The organism is Mycobacterium sp. SMC-17 (assembly GCF_045310915.1).
In the GTDB taxonomy this organism is placed as follows: domain Bacteria; phylum Actinomycetota; class Actinomycetes; order Mycobacteriales; family Mycobacteriaceae; genus Mycobacterium.
The window spans coordinates 207,899-223,166 of the sequence record NZ_JBJIAK010000003.1; the positions used below are offsets into that span (position 1 = coordinate 207,899).

A 15,268-nucleotide genomic window follows, 5' to 3' on the forward strand; every position below is an offset into this window, starting at 1 on the left:
TTCGACTGATGCGGGTTGGTGATCTGGCTTCCGCTGCGAGGCAGCGTCTTAGCGCTCCAGTTGCCGGATGATGGCGGCCACCGTCTGGTTGGCCGCGAGTTGCTGGTCGAGGAGCACGTTGATGACACCACGAAGCCAGGCATAGGGGATCCATGCGCGCGGCATGGTGCTGCTGGCTCGGCGCCGGCCGACTGCGTCGACAATGCTCGCGGCAGCGTGACCGGCGTCGATGCGCTTGTTCAATGGCCAGGGCAACAGTTCGCCGATGCGTTGGCCCATCGGATCGTCATCGAGTGTGGTGCGGGCCAGCGCCGTGTCGACGATTCCGAAGTAGGAGATTCCGACCGTCACCTGGTGGGTGGCGAGCTCGATCCGCAACGCTCGCCCGAGCTGTTCGACACCGGCTTTGCTGATCATGTACGCCGCACCGCCCATGCCCGGTGCGAACGCAGCGCAGGACCCGATGAGCTGAATGTGTCCGCTACTGGAGATGATGTGCTCGGTGGTCGCGCGCACGGTGTGCACCGCGCCGAGCAGATTGATGTCGATAACCCGTTGGAACGCATCGGGTTCGATGGTGCGCAGGGTTGCCGGCGGCGGTGTGACGCCCGCGTTGGCGACCACTACATCGATGCGTCCCCAGGTGTCCACTGCCTGCTCGGCCGCGGCGGCCAACGCGGCGGCATCGCGCACATCGGCGACGATGCCGATGGTGTCCATCCCCAGCTGCTCCTTTGCTTTCCCGAGCTTCTCTTCGTCGACGTCGACGAGGACCACTCGGGATCCGGCCGCCACGAAACGGGAGGCCGCTTCGAACCCGATGCCCTGTGCCGCGCCGGTGATGAAAACCACTGCACCGGAAAGGGGCATCGCTGCACGTGCGGTCATCGTCCGACCACCAACTCGGCGCGGTCGGATTCGGGCGGCACGGCCGCGTAACGGATATCGAACTCCGCGAGGCGAATTCGGCGCATCTGGCGTCGGAATGTGAAGACGAAGCCAGGCCAGAAGGTGAAGTTGCGGCCAGACGGACTCAAGTAGTAGCTGTGACAACCACCGGAGTTCCACACCGAGTGCGCAAGACGCCGGTCGACGTGCGCGACAAAATTGTCGAGGGTTTCGTTCGAGACCTCGATACTGCGGATCTGACGGCGCTGCATCTGCGCGATGGCGTCGAGTACGAAGTCGAGCTGTGCCTCGATCGTCACGATCTGCGACGTGTACACCACCGAGTTCGGGCCGAGGATCATGAACAGATTCGGAAAGCCCGGAATGACGGTGCCCAAGTGCGCCTTCATCTCTCCGCCGGCCCACACCTCCGCGAGGCTGCGGCCATCTCGGCCGTGGATGCGGGTGAATCCGTCGTTATGGGCCAGTTTGAACCCGGTTCCGAAAACAATGGCGTCGAGGCGATGGTGGTGCCCGTCGGCGGTTTCGATCCCGTCTCTGGTGACCCGCCGGATCGCGGCGGTTTCCACGACGGTGTTGTCCGCGGCCAGCGCGGGGTAATAGGTGTTGGAGAACGTCGGTCGTTTGCATCCGAACGCATACCTCGGTGTCAGCTTTTCCCGCAGGTTCTCGTCGCGGACCTGCCTGCGGAGATGCCACGTGCCGACGGCCGCCATCGGCTGGAGCAGCGCCGGGAGATGGACCAGGCCGGGCACCATCGCTTCCTGGACGAGGCTGACCGCCGAACGGGCTGCGCGCTGGACGAGCGGGGCCGTGCGGAACACCGAACGCACCGCGGGCCCGACCGGGCGGTCCGGATGGGGCAAGATCCACGTCGGAGTTCGTTGAAACACAACCAGTTCGGCGGCGTCAGGCTGAATCCGGGGGATGAACTGCACGGCCGAAGCGCCGGTGCCGATGACACCGACCGCCTTTCCGCGCAGGTCGACGTCATGACGCCAGCCCGCCGAGTGAAAGGCCGGACCCGAGAAGTCTTCGAGGCCCGGAAGATTCGGAATCGAGGGCTCACTGAATGGTCCGGTGGCGAGGACCACGACGGTGGCGGTGAAATGTTGGCCACCTGCGATGATCTGCCACACCTGGGCCAGGTCGTCCCATGAGGCGTCGGTGACGTCGTGCCCCAGCCGAATGTGCGACCGGATGCCGCTGTCATCGACACATCTTTCGATGTAGGCCTTCAGTTCTCGCTGGAGCGGATACAGGCGCGTCCAATCCGGGTTCGGGGCAAACGAGTACGAGTACAGCACCGACGGGATGTCGCACTGCGCTCCCGGATAGGTGTTCGCCTGCCATGTTCCGCCGATGTCGCTGGCTCGTTCGAATACGAGAAAGTCGTCGTCGCCGGAATCCTTGAGTCGCATCGCCGCGCCGATCCCGCCGAAGCCGGCACCGATGATCGCGGTATGGACATGTGTGGGAGTGGGTTTGGTCATGGGTGTGTCCTTGCTGAGTGCCGGTGGCTGGTTAGAGCGCGACGGAGATCGAGTCACCCTGGGCGCGGGAAACGCAGATCATCATCGAGTCGCCGTGCTGGTCGGGCGTTAGCACCCGATCTCGGTGCTCGACAACGCCATCCACCAGTCGCACGCGGCAAGCGCCACAGAAACCCTGCTGGCACGAATACTGCACGTCCGGTTTGACCCGGCGGATCGCAGCGAGGACCGACTCGTCGGCGGCCACGTCGACAGTGAGCCCAGATTCGGTGAGCTGCACGGTGAACGCTCTGCCGTCGACGATCGGTGCGGCGGTGAAACGTTCGCTGTGGAATTCTGCGGTACGGCCCGGCGCGGTCGCGGCGGCGACATCGCGAGCCCGTTCGATCATGGCGGGAGGGCCACACACATAGAACGCCGCGCGGGATGAAGCGGCCGTACACAATTCGGCCAGATCCGGTGTGCCGTAATGGTCGTCGGGCCGGATGAGCACCCGGTCGTGCCCGAGCTCGGTGAGCTCGTCGATGAAGGGCATCGATGCGCGCGAACGCCCGGTGTACACCAGGCGCCAGGGGACCGGGCCGGATGCCGCCGCACGCACCATCGGCAGGATCGGCGTGATGCCGATCCCGCCGGCGATGAACACGTACTCGTCAGCGGGGGCCAGGCTGAACGCGTTGCGGGGACCCCGGATGCGCAGCGTGTCGCCGACCCGGACGCGGTGCAGCTCGGCCGAACCCGAGCCGTCGGGGATCCGCCGCACGGCGATTCGATAGTGGAGGGGGTCGAATTGGTCACCGACCAGCGAGTAGTGCCGTTGCCGGCCGGCCGGGGTGAACACGTCGATGTGCGCGCCCGGCGTCCAGCGCGGGAGCGGTGAACGGTCGGCCCGGCTCAAGGTCAGGCTGACGACGTCGTCGGCTACGCGTTCCGCCGCAACAACTTCGAGCCGCGCGTCGTATCCGGCCCGGCGTACCGGACGGCCCGGTGACAAGCGGTCCGCGATCCGGCTCTCGGTGAACAACCGCGAATAGCCGCGGGCCAACTGCGCCATGGCCCTGAGCGCTGGCGTCGGTTCATCGACAGATGTCGGCTGATCGAGTAGCTCGTTCATGCGTGTGCCGCCTGCGCCGCGGGCGATACCGCCAGGTACTGCACTGCCTTGCTGATGTCGCCCATCGTCGACGGGTGAAAACCCGGTCGTAGGTAGTAGTACATCTGCGAGAACAGGAAGGACACCCCCGGCACCAATCCATGATGGGCGGCGCGGATGTACTCGAGGGGCCACGGACGGCGACGCTGCACCGTCGCGTCGTTGCGGTACAGATGCGATGCCGTCGAAAACCAGAGCAGCGCAAGGCCCGAACATGCGATGAGGGCCGTGCGCGCACGGCGGGCATAGCCACCGTCGACGTACTGGTAGGCATCGAACGCGACATTGCGATGTTCGAGTTCTTCAGCGCCGTGCCATCGCAGCAAGTCGAGCATCGTCGGGTCGATGCCGGCGCGATCGAAGGCCTCGTTGTCCAACAGCCATTCGCCGATGACGGCGGTGAAATGCTCTGCCGCCGCGTAGACCCCGAGGCGCTCGCTCAGCCACGCCTTGCGCGCGGGGCCGGTGATCCCGTGGTCACCGAAAATCTTCTCTACCGCGAACTCGATGCGACGCAGGACCACACCGACGTCGACACCGTGTGCGCGCAGGTAGTTGCGGAAGCCCTCGTGCGACGCCGCGTGCGTCGCTTCCTGTCCGACGAATCCGATGACTTCCTCTTTGAGGCGCTCGTCGTCGATGTATGGCAGGGCCTGACTGAAGACGTCGGCCATGGCCCGCTCGCCTTCAGGCAGAACCAGGTGCATCACGTTCCAGAAATGAGTGGCATAGGCCTCGCCCGGGATGTACTCCAACGGGACGCCGGACCAATCGAAGTGGACGCGGCGGGCGTTGATCGCCAGTGCCTCGTCGTTGTACTCGCGCACCACTCGTCCCGGTTTTCTGCTCGCCATCACACGCCTTCCTCGGCTCTGAGTCCTTCGTGCTACAGTGAAACATACTACATACAATTGTTTCAATGTTGCAGCGTCGACTATGGTCAGGTGCGTGCACACCGATCTTTTCGCGCTCGACACGGCCCGTGATGAGGGTGTCGAAGAGATCCTCGATGCCGCGTTGGACGTCTTCGCCAAGATCGGGATCCGGCGGGCGACCGTCGATGAAATCGCTCAACGCGCGGGGCTCGGCCGTGTCACGATCTACCGACGGGTCGGCGGGAAGAACGAGATCGTCTCGGCGGTGCTCATCCGCGAATCCCAGAAGCTGTTCGAAGCGGTGCGCGCCGCGGCGGCGCGTGCGGACAATTTCGCGGATCGCGTGGTCCACAGTTTTGCCACGACGATCGAGACGGTGCGCACGAACGCGGTCTGGAACCGGCTTCTGGACATCGAGCCCGACACCGTGCTGCCTCGACTGACCCTCGAAGCCTCACCGCTGCTGGCCGGGGCCGTCGCGGCGACCGCCGAAGTGCTCCGTGGCCCTGACGTGGCGGCAGTCCCGGAACCCGAACTGCTCGCACGAGCCGAAATCCTCGTCCGCATCACCCATTCGATCCTGCTCACGCCTGCGGTGCTGGCGCCATTGGAGACCTATGAACAGGTCGAACAATTCGCGCGGCAAAACCTCCTGCCGATCGCGTCAACGCCGAAACCGTAGTGCCGCAACGCGGGCGTCAACCCGACGTCGTGCACGCTTGCGCCACCGCCCGCGCGTGGGGCGTGAGAAACGCCAGCAACGTATCGGTGTCCGCGACGCGGTGCGAGGGCGCCGAGGCTGCCAAGACGGCGACGAGACTGTCGTCGGCGCTGCGGATCGGGAGAGCCAGGCAGCCATGTCCGGGCACCAGAATCCCGCGCTGGGTCGAAAATGCGGGGCGTTCACCGCGGGCGTCTGCGGCGACGATCCGTCCGATGGCCGAGCATTCCGGTTCAGCGATGACCCGGGCCGGATCCGACAGTGGAAAATCCGGGTCGATGTCGAACAGCTCCAACGCCGGCCGCCCCGTGGACCGGTGCAGGACCAGATGAATGCCGAATCGTGCTTCGGCTCGCACGGCGTCGACTGCTTCGCGTAACCGGTCCGCCGGAGTGGAGGGGATGCCGACCAATCGGTCGATCCGCCGGCCGAGGGCGAACCCGCCCAAATCCGGGGTGCGCACCAGGTATTCGCTGTCCACCAGGACAGCGAGCAATCGGTATGCCGAGGACCGTGACATCCGCAGCCGGTGAGTGATCTCCAGTGCCGTGATCCCGGGCCCCGCAGCCGCCACCTCCTCGATGATGGACAGCGCGGCGAGCGCCGAACGCGACCCGGCGTCGGGGCGCAGTGCTCGGGTCATGATGTGCCCCGCAGATAACCTCGCCACACCGACGACCGGACGGTCCCGGCGTGTGCGCCCATCGACGCGAACGCGTCCGGGCGCCTCGCACGCACGCGCAGACCGATGGCGGTCCACGCCCCCATCCAGACTGCGGACGTCACCGCTCCGGCCCAGAGCGGGCCGGTCACGGTCAGGCCCCAGAACCCCGCCAGGACCGCGGTCAGTACCAGTGCGCAAGCCGGCCCGACGACCCAGGCCACTCGGCTCGGCTCGCCGAGGCGCCGCAGCATCGCGGGCATCGCACCGGCCAGCGCGGCATACGCCAGCAGGAAACCACATACGGCACCGGCCACGAGTGAGCCGCACACGGCTTCCGCATCGGCGCCGAATGCACTGACGGCGAAAGGCACACCGAAGACGGTCGCGGTGCACAGCCAGATTCCCACCGTCGGCGCCTTGCTGCGCAGATCGGTATGTCCCAGTGCTGCCGGCAAGACGCCTTCGCGCGCCAGCGACAAGAGAACCCGGGCCGCCGCCGTCGTGGAGGCCAACGCGCAGGCGAAGAACGACAATGCCGCCGCCAGGTACATGGCGGGAACCAACGCGCGACCACCCGGATCGGCGTTCAGTGCCTGGAACCACGAGTTGGGCGTTGTGCCGCTGAGTGTTTCGGCTTGGGCCAGGGTCGCGAGCAACACGACCGCACCACCGACCAGCAGCGAACCGCGGACTGCCGCCGGCACCGTGCGCAGCGGGTTCCGCGTCTCGACCGCCAGCACGGTCGCGCTCTCGAAACCGACGAACGCGGTCATCGCGACCGCGACACCGGAGGCAAGGCGGCCGAGGTCGGGGGTGTGCGCGAGCACGGCGTCATGCAGTCGGCGTTCGTCACCGTGGCAGAGCAGCCACACCGCGACCGCAACCACGAGCAGGACCGCCACGGTCTCGGTCACCAACGAGACCCGGGCCGAGATCCGGATGCCGCGAACCAGCACCACCCCGCTGAGTGCCGCGAACCCCAGGGCCGCAACGGCGACCATCCAGCCGTGCGCCGTCATCCCGACCGCGGACACCAACCGGAGCCAGAATGCCGACGTCTCGGTGACCGCGAACATCCCGATACCGAGGTAGCCGAGCAGCAGCGCACCGGCCGTGACGAAGCCGGACAGGGGCCCCACCCCGACTGCTGCGCACGTATAGAGCGAGCCGGCGGCAGGTACTCGCCGCGCGAATCCCCGGACCAGCCACGACACGACGAGTGCGAGCGCAAACGCGATCGCCATGCTCAGCACCACCGGACCGCCCTGCGCGGCAACGAGCAGGGGTATCGCCGCCGCGGCGCCGCACGGTGCCATGGCCGAAACGGACTGTGCCGCAACATCGGCAGCGCCCAGCGCACCGCGATCCAAGCCGCCCAGGCGCGTGCGTGGGCCCAGGCCGTGCAACGGCACCTGATTGTCCGTGAGCATCGCCGAGTATAGAAATCCCGCTGTTTCTGCCATGTTTCACCGCCGTGTCGCCCGCGTATCCCGCACTGGGACAACGCTTCCCACGCGAAGAGCCGACGCCGCAACGCGACTGACACCGGCACGCAAATGCCTGGCAGCACGCTCGTCGGCATCCCGATCCCTTCGATACCAACGGAGGTCACGCCATGACTGTGGGCTTCACCGCAACTGCCGCCGCCGAATCGCCCAGATCACACCTGAACACCGATACGCCGGCAGGACTCGACGATGACATCGCCGCATCGCTCTGCCGGGCGAGCACTCGCCGGCGTTTCGATCCGTTCGTCGACATTGACTGGGAGGCACCCGAAAACGCGCTGGATCCGAACGACGTGCGTTGGCAGCTCGACTCCGACATCGCTCCACTCGCCGCCACCGATTGGTACGCGCAGCAATCCATCGAGCGGCGAGCCGCGATGGGCCGCTGGCTCGCCGCAAACATCCTCAAGGTGACACTGCAATTCGAGATGATGTTGATCCGCGGCGTGATCCACCACGCCGGCACGTTGCCCAACGGCTCGGTGGTGTTCCAGTATCTGCTCCACGAGCTGACGGACGAATGCCACCACATCCAGATGTTCCAGGAGTTCGTCAACCGCACGGGCGCCGACGTTCCCGGTATGCGCCGCGGGTCCCGGTTCTTCGGACCCATTCTCGGCTTCCTCGGCGGCTACGCCAACATCTTCCTTTTCATCGGGGTGCTGTGCGGGGAGCAGCCGCTGCACTTCCAGCAGACGCTGCAGCATCGGGGCTCGACGGCCGTGCCGCCGCTGCTGAACAAGGTCACGTCGATCCACCTCGCCGAGGAAGCCAGGCACATCTCGTTCGCCAACCACTATCTGGCACAACGGATCGCGACAGTCGGACGGCTGCGGCGGCTGTGCTACGCCTTGGCATTTCCGATCTATCTGCGCTGGCTGATCGGCGAGATGATCACACCGCCACGGTCGTTCGCCCGTCAGTTCGGGATTCCGCGGCGCGTTTTCAAGGCCGCCTACTGGCGCAGCGCCCGATCCCGGCAGCTGTTGGCCGAGTCGGCCGCCGACGTCCGGCGTGCTGCCGAAGACCTCGGTTTGCGTACGGTCTGGACCCGCTGGCTGTGGCGGTTGTCGGGTATCGATGGCCGGCTTCCCCGGTACCGCGGTGAGCCTGATCGCAGTCAGCCGTGCACCCATGACCGTGCCGGCGTGGCAGTGGTGTGGGGTCGAATCGTGGCCGCGGTGATTGCGGCCGGTATTGCGATGGCGGCGACGCCGGTCGGGCTGCGGATCATCGCGGTGGCGGCGGCGGGAACGGCCGTGTGGGCGTCGTACCACCTGCTGCGGACCCGGCTCGGTGGTGTCGTCGGCAACCAGCCTTTCGAATGGCCGCGGATCGCTGTCTGGATCATGGTGTGCAGCATCATGATTCCCGCGGGCGGGCTGATCGGTCTCGCGTTGGTAGTACTCAGCATCCTGGCGCTTGCCGAGTTCATGCCGGGCTTGTGAAACCCTTGCCGGCAAGTAGACCGATCGGTATATTCAGCGTATCGGGCCAATGCCATGGCCGGCAAGGAGGAAGCTTCGTGGGAACAGCGCATACCCGCGCCGAACAACGACAGTTCCGGGTGTTCCGCGCGGTCGGGCGTTACCTGCTCAATCCGACGGTGCGGGGTCTGGCTCGACTCGGCGCCGTCCGCCCAACGCAGGTAAGCGAATTGGAAACCCTCGGCCGCAAGACCGGGCAGCTGCGACGGGTCCCGGTTTCGCCGATCTTCGACGAAACCGGGGCATGGGTCATCTGTGGGCACGGCACGTTGTCGGGCTGGGGTGCCAACATCGAAGCCAATCCGAATGTCCGCATCCAGCAAGGAGATCGCTGGCGTTCCGGCATCGCGACCTTCGTGCCGGACGACGATGTGCATGCCCGCGCGCGGCGGTCCGGTGCGGCCGGGCCGAAGATCGCGTCCTACGGAACCGCGCCGGTGTCCGTGCGCATCGAATTCACCGACTAGACCGTTCCCGGTGCCGGGCAGGAGCCCGGAACTCAGACCATCGGATCAGAAGGATCGAAACGCGCCCCGACGGCGCGACCGTTGCCGAATCAGCGCAGGTCTGGGCCGATTCAGGCGATGACGTAACCGTGGCGCTCACGCCGCGGTCACGCCGTCGGCGCACGGGTCCCCGTCTGTACCGGTGTTACGTTGCGGGCCGTCACGCAGGTCTGCAAGGGAAGATGGATGGTATCGGCACCCGCACGCGGTTCTGGCGCGCTCAGCTCGAGCGGCGTGCCCACAACAGTTCGACCGAGCAGTACGGCCGGAGCGCCGCGGCGCCGACGCGGTAGCGGTGAGCTCAACCGGGTGGCGCTGTTGACCGCCCTGCCAATCCTGAGTCTCGTCGTTGTCATCGTCGGCTGGGACGCCGCGGTGCGCTTCGAACTCTTCTCCGCCCGGCTCCTGCCCGCGCCCACACAGGTTGTGCACGCCGCGCGTGAGATGTACGGCGACGGAACGCTGTTCGCCGATTCTGCCGCGAGCTTCCGACGGGCACTCCAAGGGTTCGTCGTCGGATCTCTGATCGCCATCGTGGTGGGCACCCTCACCGGCCGCTCACGCATTGCCCGCGGCCTGTTGGAACCCACCATCCAGATCGTTCGGCCCATCCCGGCCATTGCGCTGGTGCCGTTGGCGATCCTGTGGTTCGGCATCGGTGAAGAATCCAAGCTGTTCCTCACCAGCCTCGGCGTCTTCTTCCCGGTCTGGGTCAACACGCACGCCGGTATTGCCGCGACGCGCGACGACCATCTGCGGGTGGCCGCATCGCTGGGCGCGTCAAAGTTGTTGACGTTCACCAACGTCGTCCTGCCGGGCGCCCTGCCATCGGTGCTCACCGGCCTGCGCCAGGGGATCGCGACATCCCTCATCCTGATCGTGGCATCCGAGCAGTCCGGTGTCACCGAAGGGCTCGGCTTCCGCCTCGACCAGGCGCGCCTGTTCAGTCAACCCGACCGGTTGTTCGTCTGTCTTGCTGCGCTGGGCATCGTCGGCGCCCTCGCCGACCAGCTGTTCCACCAGGCCACGCGTCACACCGTGCGCTGGGCGAAGGAACAATCGTGACCGCCGGCGACATCGCCGTCGATTCGCTGACAGTGCGGTACCCGGGAGCGGGCCGTCCCGTCGTCGACGGCCTCGACCTCACCATCGAGTCCGGAGCCTTCCTGGCGATCCTCGGGCCGTCGGGCTGCGGCAAGTCGACGCTGCTGAACGTCGTCGCCGGATTCGTCCGGCCGACAACGGGTTCGGTGACCTTCGGGGGCGAGCCGGTGACCGGACCCGGACGCGAGCGGGGCGTCGTGTTCCAGCGCGACGTGCTGTTCCCGTGGGCGTCAGTCGGGAGCAACATCGGCTTCGCCCTACGCGCGGCGAAGGTGCCCCGAGCGCAGCGGCGCGACCGGATCGCCGAGTTGATCAATGCGGTCGGCCTGGCACCGGACGTCGTGCACAAGCGTCCTCACGAGCTGTCGGGTGGGATGCGGCAGCGCGTCGGTATCGCCCGCGCTCTGGCGAACAGCCCGCGAGTGTTGTTGATGGACGAACCATTCGGTGCACTGGATGCTTTGACCCGCCAGCAGATGCAAGATCTGGTGGTCGAACTGTGGGAGCGCAACCGGCCGACCGTCGTCTTCGTCACGCACGATGTCGACGAGGCAATCCGTATCGCGTCCTCGATCGTCGTGATGGACCACACCGGCGCCATTGCCGACCACCTGAGCAACCCGCTGCCGCGGCCCCGGCCCGCGAGCCGCCTCGGCGAATTCGACGATTACGCGGCCCTGCGCCGTCGACTGCACGACCTGCTGCACGGACAGCAACCGGCCCTCACCTCGGGAGACAATGCATGACCAAACATCGGAAGATCGCCGCGATATTCGTTGCCGCACTCGCGGTTCTGGGGGCCGTCGGCTGCAGCAGTTCGGGCGGCAAGGACAGCGCGTCCGACTCGCTCACCCTGGCGTGGGTGGTCGACCCATCGTGGGCCCAGGTGCCCGTCGCCAATGACCTCGGATACTTCAAACAGCATGGCGTCAACGTCAAGATCGTCCCGTTCCCGACGGGCGCCGCGGCGCTCGAGGCGCTGGCGGGCGGCGCCGTGGACGTCGCCAATGGCGGCGATGTCCCCACATCCGCTGCGGCACTGAAGAATCCGAATCTCCGGGTCTTCGCCGACGGCGCCATCTGGCCGGAGGGCCGATTCGTCGCGCGGCGGTCAGCCGGGATCAACTCGATCGCCGATTTGGCCGGCCGCAAGATCGCGGTGCCTCTGGGCAGCAGCGCCCATTACTTCGCAAGCCGGTTCCTGACCGAAGCGAACGTGAAGGCGGACCTGGTCCAGACCGGGCCGGCGGAGATCGTCACCGCGATCACCAATCACAACGTCGACGCGATCGCCGTTTTCCAGCCGGCACTGGCGAAAGCGGTTGCGGCACTGGGTGGCGACGCGATCGAGCTGCAGGGCCGGCAGAAGTACAACCAGCACAGCCTCTACCTGGCCAACCAGAACGTTCTCGACTCGAAGAAGCAGGCGGTCGGAAAGTTCGTCGGGGCGATCCGCAATGCCGATGGTCCGCTGTCCGGCAAGGACCCGGCCGCCCTGGCCGCGGTCGCGAAAGCAACAGGGCTGGACAACAACCTGATCAGCCAGGTCACGTCGGAATTCAGGTACCAGACGCACCTCGGGCCGGAACTCGCCGGTGACCTCGCCGACCGCGCCCGCTGGGCGCAGAGCATCGGTCGCATTCCCGCCGACCAGCGCATCCCTGACTACCAGAACATAATCGCCGGATCGTTTGTGACGGAGAGCAATTCATGAGTGGGGCATACCTGATCGGTTTGGGCGGCACCATCTCCATGCACCAGACCGCGCAGGGCGCGGTGCCCGTCACCGGAGCCCAGGAGCTCGCGGAGACGGTCGCCGGGTTTGCCGGTGCGGAGAGCCTCGCGTTGGTCGGTGGGTCCGAGGTCGACTTCGACCTGCTGGAACGCCTGGTGGTCCGGGCCCGCGAACTGGTCGCAGACGAAGCCGACGGCATCGTCGTGACGACGGGCACGGACTCCATCGAGGAGGTGGCGGCCTGGCTGGCCTACCGGGAGAACTGGTCGGTGCCGGTCGTGGTCACCGGTTCGATGATCCTCGGCACCCGCCATGACAGCGACGGCCGCGCCAACCTCGCGGACGCGCTCGCGGTGGCGTCGTCTGGAGCGGACATCGATCCGGTGGTCGTGTTCGCCGGCAAGATCTTCGACGGTCGTGAGGCCGTGAAGGTTTCGGGGGTCGTGCGCGACGCCTTCGATGCGCCGGGGCGAGGGCCCATCGGTTATGTCGTCGGCGGCCAGGTCCAATGGCATCGGGCGCAGGAGCGGCGCAAGGGACATGGTGATCCAACCGGTCCGATTCGGCCGGTGCCAGTTGTGCTGGCTGCGTTGAGTGATGACGGCGCGGTACTGCGCGCGGCCGGGGGCGGGCAACAGGCGATCGTGGTGGCGGCAAACGGCGCCGGCAATCTGCCTCCGAAACAGGCTGCGGCAGTGGAGGAACTCATCGACGGCGGCAGCTTTGTCGTACTCACCACCCGCGCCGCGGACGGTCGCGTCGCTCCGGTGTACGGATACCCCGGTGGCGTGGCCGGCCTCGTCCAACACGGCGCGCAGTTGGCCGCCGGCATTTCGCCACACCGCGCGCGCCTGTTGGTGACACTCGGGCTGGCACAGGGCCGGGACAACGACGGGCTGCGGGCGTTGATCGACAGCGAGGTTCGCGCATGACCCGCGCTGCCGTCGACTCCACCGTAGACCGGCGCGAACTCGTCGAACTCACCACTCGTCTGGTGGCTGCCGGCCAGCCGTGGTGTGAGAACAGCCTCGACGGCCCGAGTCGCCCGCCGGAGGAGGAACGCATCGCCCGGCCGGTGGGTGACCTGTTGCGCGAGTGGGGCTTCACCGTCGAGTTGGTGGGCCGCACCCCGCAGCGGCCGAATGTGGTGGCGACGAAGCGCTTCGGCGCCGGTCCGTCCCTCATGCTCAACGATCATCTCGACACCTACCCGTCCGGCCCGCCGAGCCGCTGGCGTGTATGCGCCGGAAACCCTTATTCGGCAGTCGAATTGGACGGCCGGATCTACGCGCGCGGCACCTCGGACACGCGCGCGAATCTCGCGGCGCTCTTGACCGCCGCCAAGCGCATCGTCGACGATCCGCCGGAGTACGGGACCCTGCTGGTGGTCCTGACCGTCGACGAGGAACGCAACGGCATCGAAGGATCCAAGTACCTGGTGGACGAACACGGTTTGCGTCCCGACGCCTCCATAACGGTCGAACCGACCGCGTGGACCGACAATGGCCACAGCGGTATCGCCCTCGCCGTCGCGCAGACCGGTCACGCGTTGCTGGACATCACTGCCCGGGGGCGGTCCAGTCATATCTGGCGGCCCGATACCGGTGTCAATCCCGCGCTGTTCCTCGCCGAGTTCCTGACGGACATTGCCGCCGATCCCGTTGGCGATTGGCCGGTTTCGGTGGTGGGTCTGCAAGCAGGGGAGACCGGCATGGCGCAATTCACGCCGCTGGAGGCGAGCGCGCGCGTAGCGGCCGTCAACATCGGCCCGGATGTCGTCGCCGGCCGGCTGCTCGAGGAGTTTCACCGTCGCCTGACCGCGGCCCGGCCCGAAGGCATCGAGGTCGACGTCGAGTTCGCGCCCGGCCCGACGTTCGTCGCGGGCACCGTCCCGCTGCCGGCCGGCGATCCTCTTGTCGCCGCGATCCAGAGCGCCTACCGCGGCGTCACGGGTGAGGACGTCCGCACCTACACAAAGCCGGCGTTCAACGACACCATCCGCTTCCGTCACGTCGGCATTCCGGCCGTCACGTTCGGCCCCGGTGACGACGGGTGGGCCGTGTACGACGAGAGCATCAGCATCGACAGAATGGCCACCGCCGTGCAGGTCCTCGAAGCTGCTGTGCGGGAGTATTTTTCGGCCGCCGGCCCTACCTAGGGTGTCGCCAGGTGGTCATGGACACAGGCGATGAACGCCTGGCAGGCCGCCGAACGCAGGTGGGGACGAGGGGCCACCAGATGCACCTGGCGGTGCATCTGGACACCGGTGACAGGGCGGAGCGCCAGGGTGCTGTCGCTGTCGGCGCGGGTTCGTGCAACCGATTCCGGCAGCAGCGCCACTCCGAGGTTCTGACGCACGAAGTGCACGACCTCGTCGACTCGGGTGACCTCGAAGGCCACCCGTCGCGGTACGCCGGCGAAGCCGCGGTCGGTTTCGTGTCGAAGGCCGTAGCCGAGCGGAAAGTCGATGAACGGCAACGCCGCGAGTTCGGTCAGCGACACCGCCCGCCGTCTGGTCAGCGGGTGGTCGCGCGGCATGACCGCGATCAACGACTCGGTGAACAAGTGGGTGAAATCCAGCTGGTCGCTGGCCGGGGAGACATTGGAGCCGACAATGGCGGCATCGAGCTTGCGGTCGCGGGTCGCCGTCAGCAGGATGTCGCTGCCACCGCTGCGCAGGGTCACGCTCACGTCCGGGTAGCGGGAGTGGAACGTCGCCATCAGCGTTGCGACATCAAGACTTTCGGACGGCACCTCCATCATCCCGACGGTCAGGCGTCCGGTCACCGTCCCACTGAGGGCCTGGGCGTCGATCTTGAGTTGGTCGATGCCGGCCACCACCTGGTGCACCAGCGGCAGGAGCGCCTCACCTGCCGGGGTGAGCGAGACGGCCCGGGTGGTGCGCTCGAAGAGCGTCACGCCGAGCTCTTCCTCGAACTTCCGTACCTGCTGGCTGAGCGCCGACTGCACGACGAACGAGGTCTCGGCCGCCTTGGTGAAGCTCTTCGCCTCGGCCAGTGCGACCACGTAATGGAGCTGCTGCAGGTTCATCGTTCTTCACTTTCAATGATGAATCGCATCATATCTATTAACTGGACTCCTAGGTGCATTGC

Annotated in this window: 15 protein-coding genes; 8 read left to right on the forward strand and 7 right to left on the reverse strand. The window is 66.8% G+C overall.

Translation table 11 applies throughout. The annotated features are described in order from the left end of the window. Positions 1 to 48: 48 nt before the first annotated feature. Genes ACJH7A_RS03575 through ACJH7A_RS03590 form a run of 4 tightly spaced genes read right to left on the reverse strand, consistent with a single transcriptional unit; the run spans position 49 to position 4,409 of the window. Complete coding sequence (locus ACJH7A_RS03575; RefSeq protein ID WP_318984167.1) at positions 49 to 888, reverse strand: short-chain dehydrogenase/reductase; 840 nt, start codon at positions 886 to 888, stop codon at positions 49 to 51. Next, entirely contained in the window at positions 885 to 2,402 is a 1,518-nt protein-coding gene (locus ACJH7A_RS03580; protein ID WP_318984168.1) for an NAD(P)/FAD-dependent oxidoreductase, read from the reverse strand. The genes ACJH7A_RS03575 and ACJH7A_RS03580 overlap by 4 nt, the downstream gene beginning before the upstream one ends. Before the next feature lie 31 nt (positions 2,403 to 2,433). Continuing rightward, positions 2,434 to 3,516 carry a PDR/VanB family oxidoreductase gene (locus tag ACJH7A_RS03585; protein WP_244872820.1) on the reverse strand — a complete coding sequence of 361 codons (1,083 nt, stop codon included), beginning with the start codon at positions 3,514 to 3,516 and terminating at the stop codon, positions 2,434 to 2,436. After that, positions 3,513 to 4,409: a metal-dependent hydrolase gene (locus ACJH7A_RS03590; protein WP_212806500.1), complete on the reverse strand. Its 897-nt coding sequence runs from the start codon at positions 4,407 to 4,409 to the stop codon at positions 3,513 to 3,515. Before ACJH7A_RS03590 ends, ACJH7A_RS03585 begins: the two co-directional genes overlap by 4 nt. Before the next feature lie 82 nt (positions 4,410 to 4,491). Between ACJH7A_RS03590 and ACJH7A_RS03595 the strand changes: the two genes are divergently transcribed. After that, positions 4,492 to 5,112: a TetR/AcrR family transcriptional regulator gene (locus ACJH7A_RS03595; RefSeq protein WP_256445382.1), complete on the forward strand. Its 621-nt coding sequence runs from the start codon at positions 4,492 to 4,494 to the stop codon at positions 5,110 to 5,112. A 16-nt stretch (positions 5,113 to 5,128) separates the two neighbouring features. Here ACJH7A_RS03595 and ACJH7A_RS03600 read toward each other — a convergent pair whose 3' ends face one another. After that, complete coding sequence (locus tag ACJH7A_RS03600; protein ID WP_212806498.1) at positions 5,129 to 5,794, reverse strand: helix-turn-helix domain-containing protein; 666 nt, start codon at positions 5,792 to 5,794, stop codon at positions 5,129 to 5,131. Then, positions 5,791 to 7,245: an APC family permease gene (locus tag ACJH7A_RS03605; RefSeq protein WP_212806497.1), complete on the reverse strand. Its 1,455-nt coding sequence runs from the start codon at positions 7,243 to 7,245 to the stop codon at positions 5,791 to 5,793. Before ACJH7A_RS03605 ends, ACJH7A_RS03600 begins: the two co-directional genes overlap by 4 nt. Before the next feature lie 185 nt (positions 7,246 to 7,430). Between ACJH7A_RS03605 and ACJH7A_RS03610 the strand changes: the two genes are divergently transcribed. The 7 genes from ACJH7A_RS03610 to ACJH7A_RS03640 all read left to right on the forward strand — a co-directional run bounded on the left by ACJH7A_RS03610 (position 7,431) and on the right by ACJH7A_RS03640 (position 14,313). Continuing rightward, the gene (locus tag ACJH7A_RS03610) at positions 7,431 to 8,771 is read left to right on the forward strand and encodes a diiron oxygenase (RefSeq protein ID WP_318984170.1); all 1,341 of its coding nucleotides are present in this window, start codon (positions 7,431 to 7,433) and stop codon (positions 8,769 to 8,771) included. A 77-nt stretch (positions 8,772 to 8,848) separates the two neighbouring features. Next, positions 8,849 to 9,277: a nitroreductase family deazaflavin-dependent oxidoreductase gene (locus ACJH7A_RS03615; RefSeq protein WP_212806496.1), complete on the forward strand. Its 429-nt coding sequence runs from the start codon at positions 8,849 to 8,851 to the stop codon at positions 9,275 to 9,277. A gap of 357 nt (positions 9,278 to 9,634) precedes the next feature. After that, positions 9,635 to 10,381, forward strand: a complete 747-nt coding sequence (locus ACJH7A_RS03620; protein ID WP_212806495.1) for an ABC transporter permease — start codon at positions 9,635 to 9,637, stop codon at positions 10,379 to 10,381. Next, the gene (locus ACJH7A_RS03625; RefSeq protein WP_318984171.1) at positions 10,378 to 11,166 is read left to right on the forward strand and encodes an ABC transporter ATP-binding protein; all 789 of its coding nucleotides are present in this window, start codon (positions 10,378 to 10,380) and stop codon (positions 11,164 to 11,166) included. Before ACJH7A_RS03620 ends, ACJH7A_RS03625 begins: the two co-directional genes overlap by 4 nt. Further along, positions 11,163 to 12,134, forward strand: a complete 972-nt coding sequence (locus ACJH7A_RS03630; RefSeq protein ID WP_318984172.1) for an ABC transporter substrate-binding protein — start codon at positions 11,163 to 11,165, stop codon at positions 12,132 to 12,134. The genes ACJH7A_RS03625 and ACJH7A_RS03630 overlap by 4 nt, the downstream gene beginning before the upstream one ends. Next, positions 12,131 to 13,087 carry an asparaginase domain-containing protein gene (locus ACJH7A_RS03635; RefSeq protein ID WP_318984173.1) on the forward strand — a complete coding sequence of 319 codons (957 nt, stop codon included), beginning with the start codon at positions 12,131 to 12,133 and terminating at the stop codon, positions 13,085 to 13,087. The genes ACJH7A_RS03630 and ACJH7A_RS03635 overlap by 4 nt, the downstream gene beginning before the upstream one ends. Continuing rightward, positions 13,084 to 14,313 (forward strand): M20 family metallopeptidase, encoded by a 1,230-nt coding sequence (locus ACJH7A_RS03640; protein ID WP_318984174.1) that lies wholly within the window; start codon positions 13,084 to 13,086, stop codon positions 14,311 to 14,313. Before ACJH7A_RS03635 ends, ACJH7A_RS03640 begins: the two co-directional genes overlap by 4 nt. Here ACJH7A_RS03640 and ACJH7A_RS03645 read toward each other — a convergent pair. Next, positions 14,310 to 15,206 carry a LysR family transcriptional regulator gene (locus ACJH7A_RS03645; protein ID WP_318984175.1) on the reverse strand — a complete coding sequence of 299 codons (897 nt, stop codon included), beginning with the start codon at positions 15,204 to 15,206 and terminating at the stop codon, positions 14,310 to 14,312. The genes ACJH7A_RS03640 and ACJH7A_RS03645 overlap by 4 nt on opposite strands. Positions 15,207 to 15,268: the final 62 nt, after the last annotated feature.